The sequence below is a fragment of the Lysinibacillus sp. NPDC093216 genome, assembly GCF_050280325.1.
Classification (GTDB): domain Bacteria; phylum Bacillota; class Bacilli; order Bacillales_A; family Planococcaceae; genus Lysinibacillus.
In genome coordinates this window covers 21,702-40,528 of the sequence record NZ_JBNNVB010000022.1, presented here as the reverse complement: position 1 = coordinate 40,528, position 18,827 = coordinate 21,702, and the positions used below count along the sequence as shown (strand labels likewise).

Genomic DNA, 18,827 nt, shown 5'->3' with positions numbered 1-18,827 from the left:
AAACTTCTGTACCTGTCGCTTCGCTTTCGCTACCAAAACACTTGTAACTGCCGTTCCACTTACGTTACATAAAGCATCTGCAGAAAGAAGTTAACTTTCTTTCGGATTATACAAACTTAAAGTAAATAAATGCACAACCTCATCTATCATCTCATCAATATCCGGATTAATATGTTCATTTATATATGGTAACGTCAATTGGAAAACTAAAATTGACGACAGCAATGAATAGAAAAAATTCGCTGTATATTTAAAGTTCCCTTTTGGAATTTTCCCTTGCTCATGTAATTTAATTAAATAATTCTCTAAATGATGAAATAGCTTATTTGGGTATTCAAAAAACATTTTTTCAAATTCTTTATCTTGTTGAATTTCACGCATAAGCACCCAAATAGTTTCCTTGACAGGAATGTTTTCTTCAAAATAAGCTTGCGCCAAGATTTTAAGATCCTGCTCTATATCACCTGTAAACGCCTCTTCTATTTTAGGAAAATAATCTCTGTCTGTTTTATGTGAAATAACACTCTCACGAAACAAATTCTCCTTATTTCCAAAGTGTCTAAAAAGTGTAATGTGATTCACACCGGCACGTTCAGCAATTTCACGTGTCGAAGTTCCAGCAAACCCTTTTTCACCAAAAAGTGTCAAAGCAGCATTAAGAATTTTTTCTCTTGTTTTCAACTTTGCCATTATGCCCTCTTTCCTCCTCCGAACATAATTTGCTCAATATTATATCGGAATTAGAAATTGATAGCAATCAGTTGCATTCAATTAACGTTTCATTGCAACCTCAAAGTTTCGTTCTCTTATATATTTCTTCATTCTTCTCGCATTTATGCCATTTAAATAAGCGAAAACAGCACCAATTAACATGACAATTGCTCCAAATCTAAAAACTGCTTTATAGGCTAAAGAAATATGATCCTTCATTATTTTTTCTAACGCTGGATAAAGATTTCTTATTTCCTTTATTTCAATGTCAAATCTCTTCTTAATTTCAGCATGTGCGTTATCTGGTGAAGATTTTAGTACTTTTTTCTCTTCGTCCGTTAGCTTATGTAAAACATCTTGTAGTGACGATTTATTTTCTGTTAGCTCATTTTTATTATTTTCGAATTGAAGCTTTAGCTTTTCCTTTGTATTGTCACTAAGTTTACTTATCTCAACCTTTTCGATCATTTCATTTTTTGCCGCTTTCATTTCGTTCTGCATCATATGCTGTAGCATCACTACTAAAATGGCCACGCCAACCGCAGCTCCAATTACACGACTTACTTGAAATAACCCTGATGCAATCCCAGCCTTTTCTTCGGGAACCTGCAAAATGAGTGCTATTGATAATGGGCTAAATATTAAACCCGATCCTAAACCAACAATCATTAAAACTCCGACAATAGCCCAAACCGATTGATCTGATGAAATAAAACCTAACAAGTAGGTTCCTATACTAAATAGTACATAACCACTGACACCAAACCATAATGTCCCCCATTTATTTGCTTTAGCTGCAAGAGGTGTAATGAGCATTGTCGCTATAGAAGATGAGCTAAGAATTAAGCCCGCCTGTATTTGAGAAATTCCGTTTACTGTTGTTAAATAAAATGCCATTAAAAAGTAGACACACATCATGCCGATTCCTAAACATAACAGTGCGATATTCCCGCATGCGAATTGATAGTTTTTAAACAACTGAACTGGAAGCATTGGATCTTTATTTTTTGATTCAAACTTTACAAACATTAGTAAGCCTATAGCACTGCCAATTAAACAACTTAGAACAAGTGGTGATGACCACCCAACTTCCTTCACTTGTAAAAGACCATATATGAGTGCAAACAATGAAATACTAATTGTTATCATACCCATCCAGTCAATCTTCTTAGAGGCAGTAGGATCATACGATTCATGTACAAAAGAATGAATTAAACTCACCGCTAAAATCCCTATTGGTACATTAATATAAAATATCCACTGCCATGAAAAGTTCTCCGAGATGACTCCTCCAATTGTCGGTCCCAACGCTGTCGATACCCCAGCCATTATTCCAAATAGTGCCGTTACAACACCAACCTTTTCAGCTGGAGTATGAACAAGTACTAAAGGGACACATACTGGAACAATCATTGCTGCTGCCAAACCTTGAATCGCCCGAAATAAAATTAATAACCCAATAGATTGTGATAATCCACATAGAACTGACGAAACTACAAACAAAATAAGCCCTATTTGAAATATTTTCTTCCTACCAAATTGATCTGCAAATCTTACCGCCGTTAGCAAAACAACACCAAATGCAATGTTGTAGCTATCAATCACCCAAGAAATTTGATCAATTGTAGTTTCATAGTATGCTGTAATTTTTGGCAAAGAAACATTCACAATTGTGGTGTCCAATAAAGCCATAAAAAAACCAAGAGCCGCAGCAATTACCGGCATCATATAACTTTGTTTACTCTTCACTTTCTAGCCTCTTTTCATCAATTTTTCCTTGGCGTAATTGTTGCTGTCACTTCGCTTTCGCACAGATAAACAATCCGTGACATCCGCCGGAGGCTTTTTTTCTACATTCAATGGGTGTCTAAACATCCATTGAATGTAAATAAAATGCAACCGTTCGATTGCATTATAAATAAAAAATAAAATGAATGCAACTGGTTGCATTCATTTTATTTTTAGATTAGGCTCTATTATTTATCGGAATACTTCACTGTTTGATTGAGATTTAAAACAAAACAAAGAAGCGCCACTATCCTCGACAGATAGTGACGCTTCTTTTTCACAAAGGGGATGGGAGAAATGTTCACGTTCAAACAAAGGGGTGTATGTTTGTTTTTGTGATTTATTTCACATGAATCAATTTATCATGGAATAGTAAATATAGCAACAAGTCCGATGATAGATTCACAAATTTGTCAAATAGAAAGCGATTACAAACAGTATTTTTTCAAGATACGTACTTTTAAACCATTTAGAAATCAAAAAAAAACATTATTCCTTAAATTTTTATTATTTAATTAATCATAGAAAAAAGGCTGTAGTGAAATACCTACAGCCTTCAAAATTAATTATTCAACAATAATTTTTCTAACTCATTTAAACGTTCTTCAAATACTTTACATGCATCATCAATCGGTTTAGCAACGTTCATATCAACACCCGCTGCCTTTAATACCTCAATTGGGAAATCAGAGCAACCTGCTTTTAAGAAGTTATTAATATAACGTTCCACAGCTGGTGTACCCTCTTCTAAAATCTGTTTACTTAATGCTGTTGCAGCTGATTTACCTGTAGCATATTGATACACATAGTAATTATAGTAGAAGTGTGGAATACGAGCCCATTCTAAGCCGATTTCCTCATCTACAACAATATCTTCACCGAAGTATTGTTTATTTAAATTATAGTAAACCTCGGTTAAACGCTCCGCTGTTAGAGATTCACCATTCTTATCCATTTGGTGGATTAGGTGTTCAAATTCAGCAAACATTGTTTGTCTGAAAACAGTACTTCTAAAGCCGTCTAACCAATGATTTAATAAATAAATTTTCTGTTGTGGATCTTCAATTGTTTTTAGTAAATAATCATTTAACAGTTCTTCATTACATGTCGAAGCTACTTCAGCCACGAAAATAGAATAATCACCATAAACAAACGGCTGAGTTTTACGTGAATAATAACTGTGTACACTATGACCAAATTCATGAGCAAGTGTAAACAGATTATTAACATTGTCTTGCCAGTTCATTAAAATGTATGGATTCGTTCCATAAGCACCTGAAGAGTACGCACCACTACGTTTCCCTTTGTTTTCTAGGACATCCACCCAACGGTTATCAAGACCACCTTGAACAATGCCTTGATATTCCTCACCTAATGGCGCTAAAGCCTTTACTAAAATATCCTTCGCTTCGTCGTAAGTGACTTTCATATCGACTTCCTTAACAAGTGGAGCAAATAAATCCCACATATGCAGTTCATCCACACCTAAAAGTTTCTTACGTAATGAGATATAGCGCTGCATAGCTGGTAAATGCTTATGGATTGTTTCTACTAATTGGTCATAAACACTTTCTGGAATGAAGTTGTTAGACATTGCTGCGTGGCGTGCAGAATCATAATTACGAATACGTGCGCTGACATTATGCTTTTTAACATTGCCAGTTATTGTAGACGAAAACGTATTTTTAAAGTTACCGTAAGTTTCATACATTGCTTTAAAGGCATTTTCACGAACAGTGCGATCTTTACTTTCTAGAAACTTAATATAGTTACCGTGTGTTAGTTGCACTTCTTCTCCATCTTCATTTTTCACCTTAGGGAAGACTATATCTGCGTTGTTTAACATACTAAATGTATTTGAAGCAGTACCTGTAACCTCAGACATTTGTGCAAGTAATGCTTCCTGTTCTGCTGGTAAAACGTGCGGACGTGCCATCGTTATTTCTTTTAAAGATTGCTTATACAGTTGTAAGTCTTTGTTTTCTGCTAAGTAATGTTCTATTGTTTCTTCACTCAATGATAAAATCTCAGGTGTTAAAAACGATAGGGCAGCTGAGATACTAGTCGCTAATGTTTGAATACGACTATTCATATCCTGGTAGAAGCTATTTGTCGTATCTTGGTCATAACGCATATGAGCATACGTGTAAAGCTTCATTGCTCGTTGATAAATATCATCGTGATAAGTTAGAACTGCTAATAATGCATCTGCCCCATTTTTTACAGTACCTGCATAGCTAGATGCCTTTTTTGCAATTTCTCCAACTTCTTTATACTCTTCTTCCCATAGTGCGTCAGTTGCAAATATATCCTCCAAGTGCCAAGTTAACTCTTCCGGAACTTCATTTCTTACTAAAATTTGATTACTAGCCATGTGCCAGCCCCCTTAATATGTTATCTTTTCCTATACTCTCATATTTTCTCAGTATATTGTGGCAATTGCAAATAAATGTGCGTATATTTGCTCACAAATATCCTTTTCTTCATAACTTTTCGCCAGCACCATTCCAAAATTTTTAATTGCTTGTACTGCTTGATTTGTTACCCCTACATTTTGTTGGATTAAAAACGATCGAATAGTTCTCTCCTCTAGTTCATGAGGTTCTAATTGTAATCGACGACAAAAATAGAGGAAAATCGTTTGCCACTCAATAGAAAACATCGGTATCGCTTCTGCATCTTTTACCGGAACACCTACGTAATCAGGCATTGCAGTTAAAGTAAAGCGTAACTCATAACTACTTCGTAAAAATGAATCTTGTACTCCATTTTTACTATGTAATAAACGTTGGTATACGAATTGCTTACACTGCTTTTTATAAAGCTGCCAATATAGATGAAATTCCTCTTTCGTAATTGGCTTAGGCTCATAAAAAGGGAAATGTTGCTTGTTAATCGTTAGTTCCTGTACTTTACCTATAAAAGTATACCCATGAACATGAAGAAGATTCGTCCAATAAATAAATCTCGATGTGTTTGCATCATAGGTCACCAAATAAGTTAAGCCTTGTGCTGTGACCATTATCATCTTTTGCATAATTGGGGAAATAGAAATTTTTTGAATACCTTGTGTAGATTGTTTTTGAGGTGTTTGAAAAAGCCACAATGGCTGTATAGAATTTTTCTCATATCCAGATGTACGCAATAGCCACTTTTCATGGGAAATTGTACTACATTGAAATTCAATAGCAATTTGCTTTTGCTCCTTTATTAGAAGCATATCTGGTCGCTGTGAAAGTTTCTGTAAATAAGGCTCCAGCCTTACTGTATGCCCAAGTTTTCTTAGCCATTCAAATAATTGGACTTTTCCTTGTAAATGAAGTTTTGATTCACCCTCTGCAAATAACTGCTCACAGCTATTATTAGCAATATGTGCGAAATGAGGGATATTATATTGGCCAATCTTTAATTGGACAGGCTGTTGGCATTGGGGACAATAAAATTTCATCTGCCGCCTATATCGTTGTAATTCTTCCCTTGAATACTGGTATGGGAGGAAAATCTGCTGAAGTTCGTTATAGGCCATAAGCATAAAATCATCTCCTTTTTGACTGATTGTAAAGGAGTGTTTTTAAAGCAACAAATAAAGAACGGCTTTTTCTTGAAATTTAAAAATTGTTATCTTTTAAAACGAAATAAAAAGACTGTAAACAAACTTGATAATCACCAAGTTTGTTTACAGTCTAAGCCACTGAATCAAGTACTTATTACTTTAAATAAAATATTTTCGCACTGTTTCAAAGCAATTATATTCCATAATTTTTTCGCCATATTCCTCTAAGCGATGGATTGTGAAATTTGATGGTATTAAAAATTCTTTAATAACGGCATTTCTATCGTGATGATTTAGTTCTTCATCTGCGTTCGCGAAATCAACTACCAAATAGTACCAATTTTCATATTTAAATAATGAGGAATCCACTAATTCATCTGTTATGCGTTTCGCTACAGGGATTAACTCATCAATATCTTTAAATTTATAAACATAAATATCTGTATCCATAAATAACTCTGATTCATCTAAGTCACCAAACTGAGTTAGTTGACTGAGAAGATCTTCTCCAACGTCCTCAAATGGGGCAAACATCTCTTTGTGTTCGCCAAATTGCGAAGAACCATCTAAGGTTTCACCGTCTTTTAAAATATGTGCACGTGTGACAATGATTTCTAAGCCCACTTCAGACGCATTGATATGAATCCAAATAGGACCTTCTACATCAAAGTAATCCTCCGTGTTTACTTCATCAATCATATCCCAAAAAAGTTGTTCACCCTTTGCTCGATTGTACCAAATTTCTTCACGACTATAGCCGCGATCCTCTATATCATTGTACGTAATAAAGAGCTTGAGTGTATTTTCGTTTACACGTTCGATGTCCACTAGACCTCATCTCCCTTCACTGTCATTTGTCGAAAAACAGTTTTGTTTCATTAGTATGCTTTTATTCATTGTTTTTAACCTCATACCCCGTTTTTGTTTTTCAACCTTTGACCACACTACAGTAAAACCGTTGAGCAACCGAAATCAAAAATTAATTGTCCACAGTTGTCTCTAATTATATTGTATGCTGTTCTGTCATAAAATGAAAAGGATATACACCGTTTCACAGAAGATATTTGAATTATTGAAATTGTAGTAAACTATTAAGTTTAAATCAAGTTTAACATACTTTACGGAAATATATGACTTTTCCCTACTATTTATTATACTTTATATAGAAGGTTTTACATAAGTAAAACACAAAAAAATAGATGTCACTATATGCTTGATGCATATGTAACATCTAATACTTATTCTATGCAGAATATGGAGATATTAGTTCACCATGCGCTGTGCTTCTTGCAATTGATACGCACGAACCTTACGAGGTAGGAAACGACGAATTTCATCCTCATTGTAGCCAACTTGTAAACGTTTCTCATCTAAAATGATTGGACGACGTAATAAACCTGGATACTCTTGAATTAACTCATATAAACGTTGTAATGGTAAGCTTTCAACATCAACATTCAATTTCTGGAAAATCTTTGATCGAGTTGAAATAATTTCGTCCGTACCATCCTCTGTCATACGCAAAATCTCTTTAATTTCACTAATGCTTAATGGTTCGGAAAATATATTACGTTCTGTATATGGGATTTCATGCTCCTCTAACCATGCTTTCGCTTTTCGGCAAGACGTACAACTTGGTGATGTAAATAAAGTTACTATCATACTGACACATCCTTTCCTTTTAATCATTATCTATAAACCAGCGTGTTAAATTAGAATTAATGTAATGTAATCTACATACCATTATACAGTACTCTGTGATGTTTGAATATAGTTCCAATAAAAAAAAGAATAACCCTATCACACGAAATTTTCTGTCTATTTATATAACTTTTCAAAGCAGGTTACTTCTTGGCATGTCTAATGAACTACTAATAATATTCCCATTCGCAGCACGTTTTAAACACTCATTTCGTGATTATTTTTGTTCTCATTTAAAAAATTTAAACGAGAATATTGTCAGTTCCGTGTGTACAATATAGACGTATATTTACTAATATTGGTTGCATTTTCAAATAAATAGTTTGTTACCATAACGTGTGGTTGATCTCCGTTCAGGCTGGGCGCTTTGTCGCTGACGCTTCGCTTTCGACAGAACACATTTATTGCTGCACGGAAATAAAAAACCAGCGAAAATAGCATATAATTTTTTTCCAATAATGAACACCGCCAAAAGTCTGACTTTACCCACTTGCTTTTTACCGATCCTTTATAATATAATTTTTTGCAATCAATCAATTATGTCTTTGGTGGGTTCACCTCATCTATACAGATGGAAGACGGTTATTGAACTAAATAAAAAAACGCTGACGAAGAGTAGTACATATGCATTTTACACGTTAAGAGAGTCTGTGGTTGCTGCAAACAGATCGTGTAAGCATTTGGAATGGACTTCCGAGTTAGCTTTGTGAACGTCTTAGTTTCCTTACTGGAGTCTATTAGCAAAGCTCGTCCCTTCACGTTACGAAGCAAAGTGGCCGATTTAGGCAAGCTGGGTGGTACCGCGGATTCAAACATCATTCGTCCCTTCATTAGAAAACTAATGAGGACGCATGATGTTTTTTTATTTTGGATCAACGGATCAGGTCTTATGTAAAGACTAGCTGAGGTAACAAAATTCAAGGAGGAAATGACAATGACAACTATTTTTTCAGGCGTACAGCCAACAGGTATTGTAACTCTAGGGAATTATTTAGGTGCGTTTAAGCAATTCCCTGCATTACAAGATGAAGGAGATGCTGTTTATTGTATCGTCGATCAGCATGCAATAACAGTGGCACAAGATCCCAAGGAATTACGTCAAAATATTCGCAACCTAGCAGCTACGTATATCGCTACTGGAATAGATCCTAAAAAATCTACATTATTTATTCAATCAGAAGTGTCAGCACATGCACAGGCAGGCTGGATGCTACAATGTGTCGCATCGATTGGAGAGCTTGAACGTATGACACAGTTCAAGGATAAATCTCACGGTAAGGAAAGCGTATCTGCCGCTCTACTAACATATCCACCATTAATGGCAGCAGACATCCTTTTGTATAATACAAACATTGTCCCTGTTGGTGATGATCAGAAGCAGCATATTGAACTTACTCGTGATCTAGCAGAGCGCTTTAACAAACGTTATGGTGACGTTTTAACGATTCCTGAAATTCAATTACCAAAAGCGGGAGCTCGTATCAAATCACTACAGGAACCAACTAAGAAAATGAGTAAATCTGATCCAAATACAAAAGCGACAATCAAGCTTTTAGATACAGCGAAAGATATTGAGAAAAAAGTTAAGTCTGCTGTTACTGACTCTGATGGTATTGTGGCATTTGATGTAGAAAATAAACCTGGTGTTTCTAATTTACTAACAATCGAATCTGCCATTTCAGGCGTATCAATTGACGACCTTGTAAAAAAATACGAAGGCGTTGGCTATGGTGGTTTCAAACAAGGCGTTGCAGCAGCTGTTATTGATCACCTGACACCAATTCAAGAGAAGTTCTATAATTTGGTAGAATCATCAGAATTAGATATTATTTTAGACGCAGGTGCTGAAAAGGCAAATGCAATTGCAAGTGCTACATTAAAACGCATGGAAGAGGCAATGGGCCTTGGTCGTGCACGTCGCTAAAAAGAAGACTTTATCATAAAGATGATTGTAAGAGCTTGGCCAAAAAGAGAGCAACATAAGAGTTACATTTTATCTTTTTCATTGAAAGTTTTATCATAACCAAGATCAAGTACAACAGCGCATAACACAATGGCTGAACCAATGGCCATATAAAATGCTGATGTTTGTGCCATGAACTTAAAAACTACTAGCCAGGAATATCCGAGTGTCCGATAATTCAAATACAAAATGAGATTCCCTACTGAGAGAATCAATAAGCCATAGCTCATTAAAAATAAAAAGAGTCGGAACAATATAAGGGCATCCTTTCTATTTCTTCTTAATTATCATCTATTCACAAAACTATAAAAAAAGACGTCAGCCACGTAAATTGGCTGACGTTTTTTTATGTTGTTGAAAGACTAATCAAACAGAATAGACTTATAGCAGTGAAGCGACTGTACATCTGTTGTTACTGCCACTATTTTTCCGCATATAAAGACGTTTTGCTGCAGAGCGGTTGATTGGAGTGGAGACTGGGCGACTCCTTGGGGATCAGCGATAGAGGAACGAAGGCTAAAAGCATCACATCCTGTGATAACGCCTTCGTGACCAACATCGTGTTGGCCCGAGACCCTGGAGCGAGCACCGCGAGTGAAGCGGCTCATCGGACGCCCCCAGGAAGCTTTGCTCTGTGCGAAAGCGAAGCGACAGCAACAAAGCGCCCAGTCGGAACGGAAATCAACCCCTCGTTTTGCGGAAAAGCCTTACTTTATTTAATATGATGACACCTTAATTAACTGCCTGTTAAAGCCCGAATGGTGAACTATAAAAATCAGTGGGAGATGAAACCCCACTGATTAAAGTTTTACTTTATTATTCCTCGATTTTTTTGAATAGTAGACTAGCGTTGTGTCCACCAAACCCAAGTGAATTACTCATAGCATATTGAATCTCTGCTTTTCGAGCTTCATTCGGTACATAATCTAAATCACAATCTGGATCTGGATCTGTTAAATTAATTGTCGGTGGTAAAATGCCTTCTTTCAGTGCTAGCGCTGTGAAAATAGCTTCAACACCACCAGCTGCACCTAATAAGTGACCTGTCATTGATTTTGTAGAACTCATCGCAAGCTTATAGGCATGTTCACCAAAGACTGTTTTTACTGCCTGTGTTTCAAATAAATCATTATATGGTGTGCTTGTTCCATGTGCGTTAATATAGTCTACTTGAGAAGCTTCTACGCCACCATCATTTAAAGCTTGCATCATTGCACGAGAAGCACCTTCTCCTTCTGGAGCTGGAGCTGTAATATGATGCGCATCTCCTGTTGCACCGTAGCCAAGAACTTCTGCATAGATTTTTGCACCGCGGGCTTTTGCGTGCTCATACTCTTCCAAAATAACAATACCCGCACCTTCACCGATGATGAAACCATCGCGATTCTTATCGAATGGACGGCAAGCTGTTTCCGGATCTGTATTTAAAGATAATGCAGTATTTGCGCAGAAGCCTGCTACTGCCATCGTAACGATCGGCGACTCTGCACCACCAGAAATCATAACATCTGCATCGCCACGCTCAATTACTTTAAAAGCATCCCCAATGGAGTTTGTACCTGAAGCACAAGCAGTTACTGAACAAGAGTTAATACCCTTTGCTCCAAAGTGAATCGATACTTGGCCTGAAGCCATATCTGGAATCATCATTGGAATAAAGAATGGACTTACACGTCTTGCTCCACGCTCTTGGAAAGTTAAAAACTGTTGTTCATATGTTTCCATCCCACCGATTCCAGAGCCAATCCAGACACCTGCTCGTGGTGCTAGTTCTTCATCGATTGTTAATTGTGCATCTTCCATCGCCATGATAGACGCTGCTAAGGCATACTGTGTAAAACGATCCATTTTACGGGCTTCTTTACGTTCAATATACTTTTCAATATTGAAGTCTTTTACTTCAGCGGCAATTTTCGCTGCAAAAAGATCTTTATTTAAACGTGTTAGCTCGCCAACGCCAGATTTTCCTGCTTTAATGTTAGTCCATGTTTCTTCGATGCTATTTCCTAGTGGTGTAACTGCGCCAATTCCTGTAATTACTACTCGTCGTTTACTCATTGTCTTACTCCCCTCAAGCATTTTTCGTTTTTTATTTTCCCCATCTAATTGTAACGGCACCCCATGTTAAGCCACCACCAAATCCAACAAGTACTAATAAATCATCATCTTTTATCTTGCCTGCCTCAAGCTCATCTACCAAGGAAATACCAATAGATGCTGCCGACGTATTCCCATATTTGTGAATCGTTTTTGACATTTTTTCCGGTGGTAGCTCTAAACGCTCACGAGCTGATTCCATAATTCGAATATTCGCCTGATGCGGCACTAAAAAATCTACGTCTTCTTTTGTTAAACCTACTTTTTCTAAAACGTTTACTGCAGATTCACCCATTTGACGAACGGCAAACTTAAATACTTCACGGCCATTCATAGCGATTGTATCTTGTTGTGTTAAATACAAGTTCTTTCCACCTGTGCCGTCAGCTCCAAGCTCAAATGATAAAATACCTCTACCTTCTGATACTGGACCAACAATCGCTGCACTTGCACCGTCACCGAATAATACAGCAGTATTGCGATCTTCCCAATCAAGTACTTTCGACAGCTTTTCAACACCTACTACTAAGACATATTTATAAGCATTTGATTCTACAAATTGCTTTGCTGTCACTAAACTATATATAAATCCTGCACAAGCAGCCGCTTGATCCATCGCAGCTGCATTGACTGCTCCGATTTGCTCCTGAACCATACATGCTACACTTGGAAAGTTTTGATCTTGTGTTACAGTTGCAACAAGGATTAAGCCTATTTCCTCTGGCGTAATACCTGCTTTTGCAATAGCCTCCTTAGCAGCAGCTACTGCTAAATCTGACGTATCCTGATCATCTGCGGCAAAACGACGTTCTTCAATCCCCGTGCGTGTTCGAATCCATTCATCCGAAGTGTCCATCATTTTTTCTAAATCAAAATTTGTAACGACCTTCTCCGGAACGTATTTGCCAATTCCTATAATACCAGCGTTCATTTAGCAACCCCTCTGCTTTCTTACTATCAATTATTAGTAACTGGTCATAATTATAACTCATAATGAAGGAGAGGTGCAAGATGAATTAAATTTAACGTCTTAAAACTAGTAGTATCAATGGTCTCCAATCAACTTATATACATGCCATACGATTTAACAAATGTCATCTACAACTTTTAGAACTAATGCAGGAAAAAGCGTATTTTTGAGGATAAGTGACGCTGAAAAATTTAATAATGGTGGTTAATGAAAAAAGCTGCAAATAGATCTGCAGCTTTAGTCTAACAATTGCTATTATCAACATCGTAAAAGTCGATATCGTAAAAAGATGAAAGGTGGCTCTCGCATGAATCTGCGTACGTCCAAACTATTCTCTAATAGGTCGTTAAGGATCACGTTTTCTTTGGAACACTTAGGGCTCTGAAGAAATCGCTTGATGGGTTGCAACACAGAAGGTTTCAAACGACGTGTTGTACGTTTCTTTTTGTTAGGTTTGCTACCGTAGTTGTGCCAACGTAATGGCTGACGCTTTAATCGTCTGGTGTTGCGGTGGTGTTTTTGATTCAATAAACAACGTTGAGTAATACGCATCCGCAATGGTAATCAAGTAAATCACAAAAAGTAATTGTTTCATTCAATGGTTCAAAAAATTCATTTCTCCTTTTATTCAGTTCTATAAAATTAGAATTGTCTAGTTATAATACGAATGGAACGTAGAAAAGTTTCAAATTAATAATGACCAACGCATCACAGATGACCCAAATAAGCCACCTCGGTATGAGATAACTTAGAACTACAACATTAGCCTTTTTGCTCTATAATTTCATACCTGCCAACAATAATGGAAAAAATCATGTTTCCACATTAATGTAGTAGCTAAGAAAAGATACACTTCCGGAAACAGCAGGAAATCGAAAATAGATATGAACCAATCGAATATTTTGCCATCTAAAATGTTCTCAATTGATGATTATCGTTGTTACAAATTCGCCATGTTTCACAGAAAAGGTTCTTTTTTTTTCGATTTATGTTATGATATGATAATGATATAAAAAAGTTCGGTTGAGGTGAAATTAATGCAATATATCGTAACATTCATATGGTCATTCCTACTAGTTTCAATGGTAAACTACGTAGTAAGCGCTGTACTTGGTGCAGATTTTGATTTCCAAACTGCTGTTGTCACATCAGTTGTATTTACAATTCTTGTTTTCATCATCGGTGCAGTTATTCCAAACGAGTCAACTCCAGAAGCTGCAGACAATCATTAATTCAACTAGAAAAAACCTGTTTCGCTCAATGCGGAACAGGTTTTTTTGTTATTTTTCAACGATGCATTGACCATCATGCATTCTAATGTGCAATGTTTCTCCTGGCAATACTTCACCTCGAAGTAATTCTTTTGCAACTGCCGTTTCAATATAACGTTGCACGAAGCGTTTTAGTGGTCTTGCGCCAAACTGAGCATCTGCTCCTTGTTCTACAACCCAGTCAATTACATTTTGTTCTACTTGTAAAGTAATTTCTTGCTCTGCAACTCGTTTGATAAGCTGTTCGACATATTTCCAAGCAATCGCTGTGAAGTGCTCATCCGATAGTGCATGGAACATAATGATATCATCCATTCGATTTAACAGCTCTGGTTTAAAGTGTTGACGAAGTGCAGCCATCACTAAATCCTCAACTGCTACATCTTCTTCTTTTGCTTCCATTAAATAGTTTGAGCCAATGTTAGAAGTTAAAATAACCACTGTGTTCGTAAAGTTGACCATACGACCTTGGCTATCCGTAATGCGTCCATCATCTAAAATTTGCAGTAAAATATTTGCAACATCAGGGTGAGCTTTTTCAATTTCATCTAATAATACTACTGAATATGGATTTCGGCGAACAGCTTCTGTTAATTGTCCACCTTCTTCATAACCAATATAGCCTGGAGGTGCCCCTACAAGACGTGATACACTATGCTTCTCCATATATTCACTCATATCAATGCGAATAAAATGATCCTCAGAATCAAACAGCTGTGCCGCTAGTGCCTTCGCAAGCTCTGTTTTACCAACACCTGTTGGCCCTAGGAATAAAAAGCTACCAATTGGTCGATTTGGGTCTTTAATACCAGCTCGAGCACGCCATACCGCTTCTGTAACAAGTTGTACAGCATTATCTTGTCCGACTACACGCTCATGCAATGTATCTTTTAAGCGCAATAATTTTTCACGCTCACCTTCTACTAATTTCGTCACTGGTATACCTGTCCAGCGTGAAACAATAGAGGCGATTTCTTCGGCTGTTACCTCTTCACGTAAAATACGTGATTCCGTACCATTCTCTAATTGTTTTTCCATCTCTTGAATTTCCTTTTCAAGCGTAGGAATTTTCCCATGACGTAGTTCGGCCGCTTTATTTAAATCATATTTACTTTCTGCTTCATCTAAGTCACGACGGTATTTATCTAGTTTTTCACGTTTTTTCTGAATGCCATGTAACGCCTCTTTTTCGGTTTCCCATTGTTTAAGCATACCCTCAGAAGATTCTTTCAGCTTTGTTAATTCATCACTGAGTTGCTCTAGTCGCTTTTTGCTTGCCTCGTCCTTTTCTTTACGTAGTGCTTGTTCCTCAATTTCAAGTTGCATAATACGGCGTTTTACTGCATCCAATTCCTGTGGCATGGAATCAATTTCTGTTCGAATCATCGCACATGCTTCATCGATTAAATCGATGGCCTTATCTGGCAGGAAACGCTCTGTAATATAGCGATCTGAAAGCTCTGCTGCCGCTACAATCGCACGGTCATGAATGCGTACTGCATGATGTAACTCAAAGCGCTCTTTCAAGCCTCGTAAAATGGAAACTGTATCTTCAATAGATGGCTCACGTACAAGCACTTGTTGGAAACGACGCTCTAAAGCAGGATCTTTTTCAATATACATACGGTATTCATCTAATGTTGTAGCTCCGATACAATGTAGCTCACCTCGTGCAAGCATTGGCTTTAGCATATTCCCAGCGTCCATCGCACCTTCCGTTTTACCAGTGCCAACAATCGTATGAATTTCATCTATAAATAAAATAATGCGCCCCTCTGAGTCTTTTACCTCTTTTAAAACACCCTTTAAGCGCTCTTCAAATTGTCCTCGATAACTAGCACCTGCTATTAAGGCACTCATATCTAACTCATACAGTATGCAATCCTTTAACCCCTCAGGCACATCGCCCTTTACGATACGTTGGGCTAATCCTTCTACAATAGCTGTTTTACCAACCCCAGGCTCACCTATTAAGACAGGATTATTTTTCGTTTTACGTGTTAAAATCCGAATAACATTCCGAATTTCTTCATCACGACCGATTACCGGGTCCATTTTACCGTTTTTTACTTCTTCAATTAAATTACGTCCAAATTGTTCTAATGGTTTTTTGTCATTTGTTTGTTGAAATTGCATATTTAGCACTCCTTTTCAATAATGTTAAGCGGAATCCCGTTCGCCATTCTGTTTCATTAAAAATGTTTGACCTTTTTTGACTAACTTTATTTTACAACACTACAAATCATAGCAAAGAAATAGTCCTAAAATTTCTTCACTTATAACTGGAAAATTACGTTATAATAAAAGTATATTTCTTAGATTTAGTAAATTGTTCACCTTATTTTGTAATAATTAAACAATTTTTACGTAAAAAGAAAGAGATGTGTTGAAGATATGACTATTATGGATAATATACAAGAAAAATTTCACGATCTTTTTCAAAAACACGGTGTTTTTATTAAAGTGAATAAGGATAGTAAAATTTTTTTAGAGGGCGAACGTGCGAAAGAAATTTATTATATAAAAACAGGAGCAATCTCGATTAGTCAGGAAACAGAGAATGGGAAAGAATTAACCATTCGTATTTGTGGTCCAGACAGTATTATTGGAGAAAGCTCATTATTTTGTAACCTTACGTATAATTCTATGACTGCTAAAGTTTTAGAACCCTCTAGTTTATATGTACTAAGCCGTGAATCATTGGAACTTTTACTAGTGGAACAACCTAATTTAATGGTGGAATATATGAAGTGGTTGCAAACAGAAAATTTAAAACATCAAAGTCGTTTGCGCGATTTAGTTTTAAATGGTAAAAAGGGCGCTTTATTTTCAACACTTATCCGCCTTTCAAATACTTATGGTAAGCCTTTAGAAAATGACACTATTTATATTGATCTCCCATTAACAAATACAGAAATCGCTAATTTATGTGCGACGAGTCGAGAAATGATTAATCGCATGCTTAATGACTTAAAGAAGCAAAATATCATATCCTTCGAAAAAGGTTATATTACCATTCACGATTTACAATTTTTAAAGGATGAAATCGCCTGTGAAAATTGTCCGTTACAAATATGTCGTATTGATTAATAGCAACATGCAAAATCCCCGCTTATGAGTTATAAGTGGGGATTTTGTGTTCTATTATGTAAAGAAATAAAGTAAGACTCTTCTGCAAAGCGAGGGGTTGATTTCCGTTCCGACTGGGCGCTTTCCTGGGGGCGTCCGATGAGCCGCTTCGCTGCGCTGCAGGGTCTCATCTGTGACGCTGATCCCCGAGGAGTCGCCCAGCCTCCACTCCAATCAACCACATCACATAGCGTGTATCTTCTTGCATGTTACTAAAATTCATAGTGATACAACAAAAAACTTTAGCAACAATGTTTTGTCTGTGCGAAAGCGAAGCGACAGCAACAATTGTTGTATTTCAGATAGTAAAGCGTCAGCAACACCAGATATACAATAGCGTCATTATTATAAGTTTCTTCTGTTGTTTTATGATGAGTAGCTTGGAACAGAAATCTTCTTCATTTAAAGCACGCCACAGTCACAAAGATTACTTTAACTATTTTGTATTTCAAAAACAGAAAAAATCCCCGCTTATGTGTTATAAGCGGGGATTTTTTATCGTGCTTTAAGTGGACTTAGCGTACACCTAATGCCATTTTGGCATAGCGTGACATTCTATCTTTTGACCAAGGTGGATTCCATACAATGTTGACATTTGTACTTTTTACCTCAGGAAGCTCACCTAAAGCTGTGTTCACTTGATCAACAATAACAGGTCCCATTGGGCAGCCCATAGACGTTAGCGTCATTGTAACGGTTGCTACACCTTCTTCATCTAACTCTACATCATATACTAAACCTAAGTTGACGATATCAATACCAAGCTCAGGGTCAATTACATTTTCTAATGCACCGAACATGCTGTCTTTCATATCTTGATCCATCTGTATTTCTCCTTCCGTCACAGTGTTAACTTAATCATAGCAGATGCATCTTATTATGCCAAATGCTGTGCAAGCCATTCAGTTGCTGCTAACATACCATCTCGTGACACAGCATGGCCCGCTCTTTTATTAGCTAAGAACTTTAAGTCTTCTGGATTTGTTTCATAATAATTGCGTAAAGTTAAATAAAAATTATACGTTTCATTAAAAGGAACGGTTTTATCTAATTCCCCATGCCAAAATAACACAGGTCGTCCTGCGAATTTTTCTGGTGTTAGGCTGACATCATATTTAGCAAGAAGTTCATTCGTTTGTTGTACTTCTTCTTCTGACATTGGCCAATTCACACCGCTTTTAGCGAATTGCTGTAATTGATACTCCGCTAATTTAAGAAACCCTGGTGCACCCATGCATACTGCTGCTGTTTTAATCCAGTCATAACGCTTTAAACAGCCTGATGTTACAATTCCACCCATCGATGTACCAGCAACGCCAATTTTATCATCCACTAATAATTTTTTATTCTTTAATTCATTATATAATTGTTCAACTTCATGAATAGAATTTAAAACAATATCCCAAAAATGTAAGCTCATTTTCATCTCAGATAGTCCTTCACTACGGTCGCCATGTAATTTTGCATCTGGTAATAGGACACGCACCCCGTTGCCTACTAATTGGTATGCATAATGTAAGTTATGTTCTTTTGCGCTCATAAAACCATGTAAAAAAATAACTACTGGGGTTTTTTCATTCATATTTTCTGTATGTATATGTAATAAAGGAATATCTCCCCACAATTCTTTTTCAACAATCATCT

Annotated in this window: 14 protein-coding genes and 1 other annotated feature; of the genes, 3 read left to right on the top strand and 11 right to left on the bottom strand. The window is 36.7% G+C overall.

What is annotated here, in order from left to right; all coding sequences use genetic code 11:
* Positions 1–90 precede the first annotated feature (90 nt).
* From ACQKOG_RS20075 to spxA, 6 genes are all read right to left on the bottom strand, one after another.
* The gene (locus tag ACQKOG_RS20075) at positions 91–681 is read right to left on the bottom strand and encodes a TetR/AcrR family transcriptional regulator (protein ID WP_427448134.1); all 591 of its coding nucleotides are present in this window, start codon (positions 679–681) and stop codon (positions 91–93) included.
* 90 nt (positions 682–771) lie between these two features.
* The gene (locus ACQKOG_RS20070; RefSeq protein WP_427448132.1) at positions 772–2,460 is read right to left on the bottom strand and encodes an MFS transporter; all 1,689 of its coding nucleotides are present in this window, start codon (positions 2,458–2,460) and stop codon (positions 772–774) included.
* A 601-nt stretch (positions 2,461–3,061) separates the two neighbouring features.
* Positions 3,062–4,873 (bottom strand): oligoendopeptidase F, encoded by a 1,812-nt coding sequence (pepF, locus tag ACQKOG_RS20065; protein ID WP_427448130.1) that lies wholly within the window; start codon positions 4,871–4,873, stop codon positions 3,062–3,064.
* A gap of 48 nt (positions 4,874–4,921) precedes the next feature.
* Positions 4,922–6,031, bottom strand: a complete 1,110-nt coding sequence (locus tag ACQKOG_RS20060; protein ID WP_427448128.1) for a competence protein CoiA — start codon at positions 6,029–6,031, stop codon at positions 4,922–4,924.
* A 180-nt stretch (positions 6,032–6,211) separates the two neighbouring features.
* Positions 6,212–6,880 carry an adaptor protein MecA gene (gene mecA, locus ACQKOG_RS20055; RefSeq protein WP_370076731.1) on the bottom strand — a complete coding sequence of 223 codons (669 nt, stop codon included), beginning with the start codon at positions 6,878–6,880 and terminating at the stop codon, positions 6,212–6,214.
* Between the two features lie 435 nt (positions 6,881–7,315).
* On the bottom strand, positions 7,316–7,711 hold the full coding sequence (spxA, locus tag ACQKOG_RS20050) for a transcriptional regulator SpxA (protein ID WP_024362527.1): 396 nt from the start codon (positions 7,709–7,711) through the stop codon (positions 7,316–7,318).
* 638 nt (positions 7,712–8,349) lie between these two features.
* Positions 8,350–8,583 (top strand) — a binding site (T-box leader).
* Positions 8,584–8,687: 104 nt separating this feature from the next.
* Between spxA and trpS the strand changes: the two genes are divergently transcribed.
* Positions 8,688–9,677, top strand: coding sequence for a tryptophan--tRNA ligase (trpS, locus tag ACQKOG_RS20045; RefSeq protein ID WP_402872946.1), 990 nt, complete (start codon positions 8,688–8,690; stop codon positions 9,675–9,677).
* 855 nt (positions 9,678–10,532) lie between these two features.
* Here trpS and fabF read toward each other — a convergent pair.
* Together fabF and ACQKOG_RS20035 are read right to left on the bottom strand one after the other, a co-directional pair.
* Positions 10,533–11,774, bottom strand: a complete 1,242-nt coding sequence (gene fabF / locus ACQKOG_RS20040) for a beta-ketoacyl-ACP synthase II (RefSeq protein WP_427448125.1) — start codon at positions 11,772–11,774, stop codon at positions 10,533–10,535.
* 31 nt (positions 11,775–11,805) lie between these two features.
* Positions 11,806–12,744: a beta-ketoacyl-ACP synthase III gene (locus ACQKOG_RS20035; RefSeq protein ID WP_370076725.1), complete on the bottom strand. Its 939-nt coding sequence runs from the start codon at positions 12,742–12,744 to the stop codon at positions 11,806–11,808.
* 1,076 nt (positions 12,745–13,820) lie between these two features.
* On the opposite strand from ACQKOG_RS20035, the gene ACQKOG_RS20030 reads away from it, so the two are divergent.
* Entirely contained in the window at positions 13,821–14,015 is a 195-nt protein-coding gene (locus ACQKOG_RS20030; RefSeq protein WP_370076723.1) for a YjzD family protein, read from the top strand.
* 48 nt (positions 14,016–14,063) lie between these two features.
* On the opposite strand, the gene ACQKOG_RS20025 is transcribed toward ACQKOG_RS20030, so the two are convergent.
* The gene (locus tag ACQKOG_RS20025) at positions 14,064–16,190 is read right to left on the bottom strand and encodes an ATP-dependent Clp protease ATP-binding subunit (RefSeq protein WP_427448122.1); all 2,127 of its coding nucleotides are present in this window, start codon (positions 16,188–16,190) and stop codon (positions 14,064–14,066) included.
* Positions 16,191–16,457: 267 nt separating this feature from the next.
* Here ACQKOG_RS20025 and ACQKOG_RS20020 point away from each other — a divergent pair, with 267 nt between their 5' ends.
* A complete protein-coding gene (locus tag ACQKOG_RS20020) occupies positions 16,458–17,144 on the top strand; it encodes a Crp/Fnr family transcriptional regulator (protein ID WP_370076720.1) in 687 nt (228 codons plus the stop codon).
* A 554-nt stretch (positions 17,145–17,698) separates the two neighbouring features.
* Here the strand turns inward: ACQKOG_RS20020 and ACQKOG_RS20015 are convergent.
* Positions 17,699–18,007, bottom strand: coding sequence for a metal-sulfur cluster assembly factor (locus tag ACQKOG_RS20015; protein WP_370076718.1), 309 nt, complete (start codon positions 18,005–18,007; stop codon positions 17,699–17,701).
* 53 nt (positions 18,008–18,060) lie between these two features.
* The gene (locus ACQKOG_RS20010; RefSeq protein ID WP_370076716.1) at positions 18,061–18,825 is read right to left on the bottom strand and encodes a prolyl oligopeptidase family serine peptidase; all 765 of its coding nucleotides are present in this window, start codon (positions 18,823–18,825) and stop codon (positions 18,061–18,063) included.
* Positions 18,826–18,827: the final 2 nt, after the last annotated feature.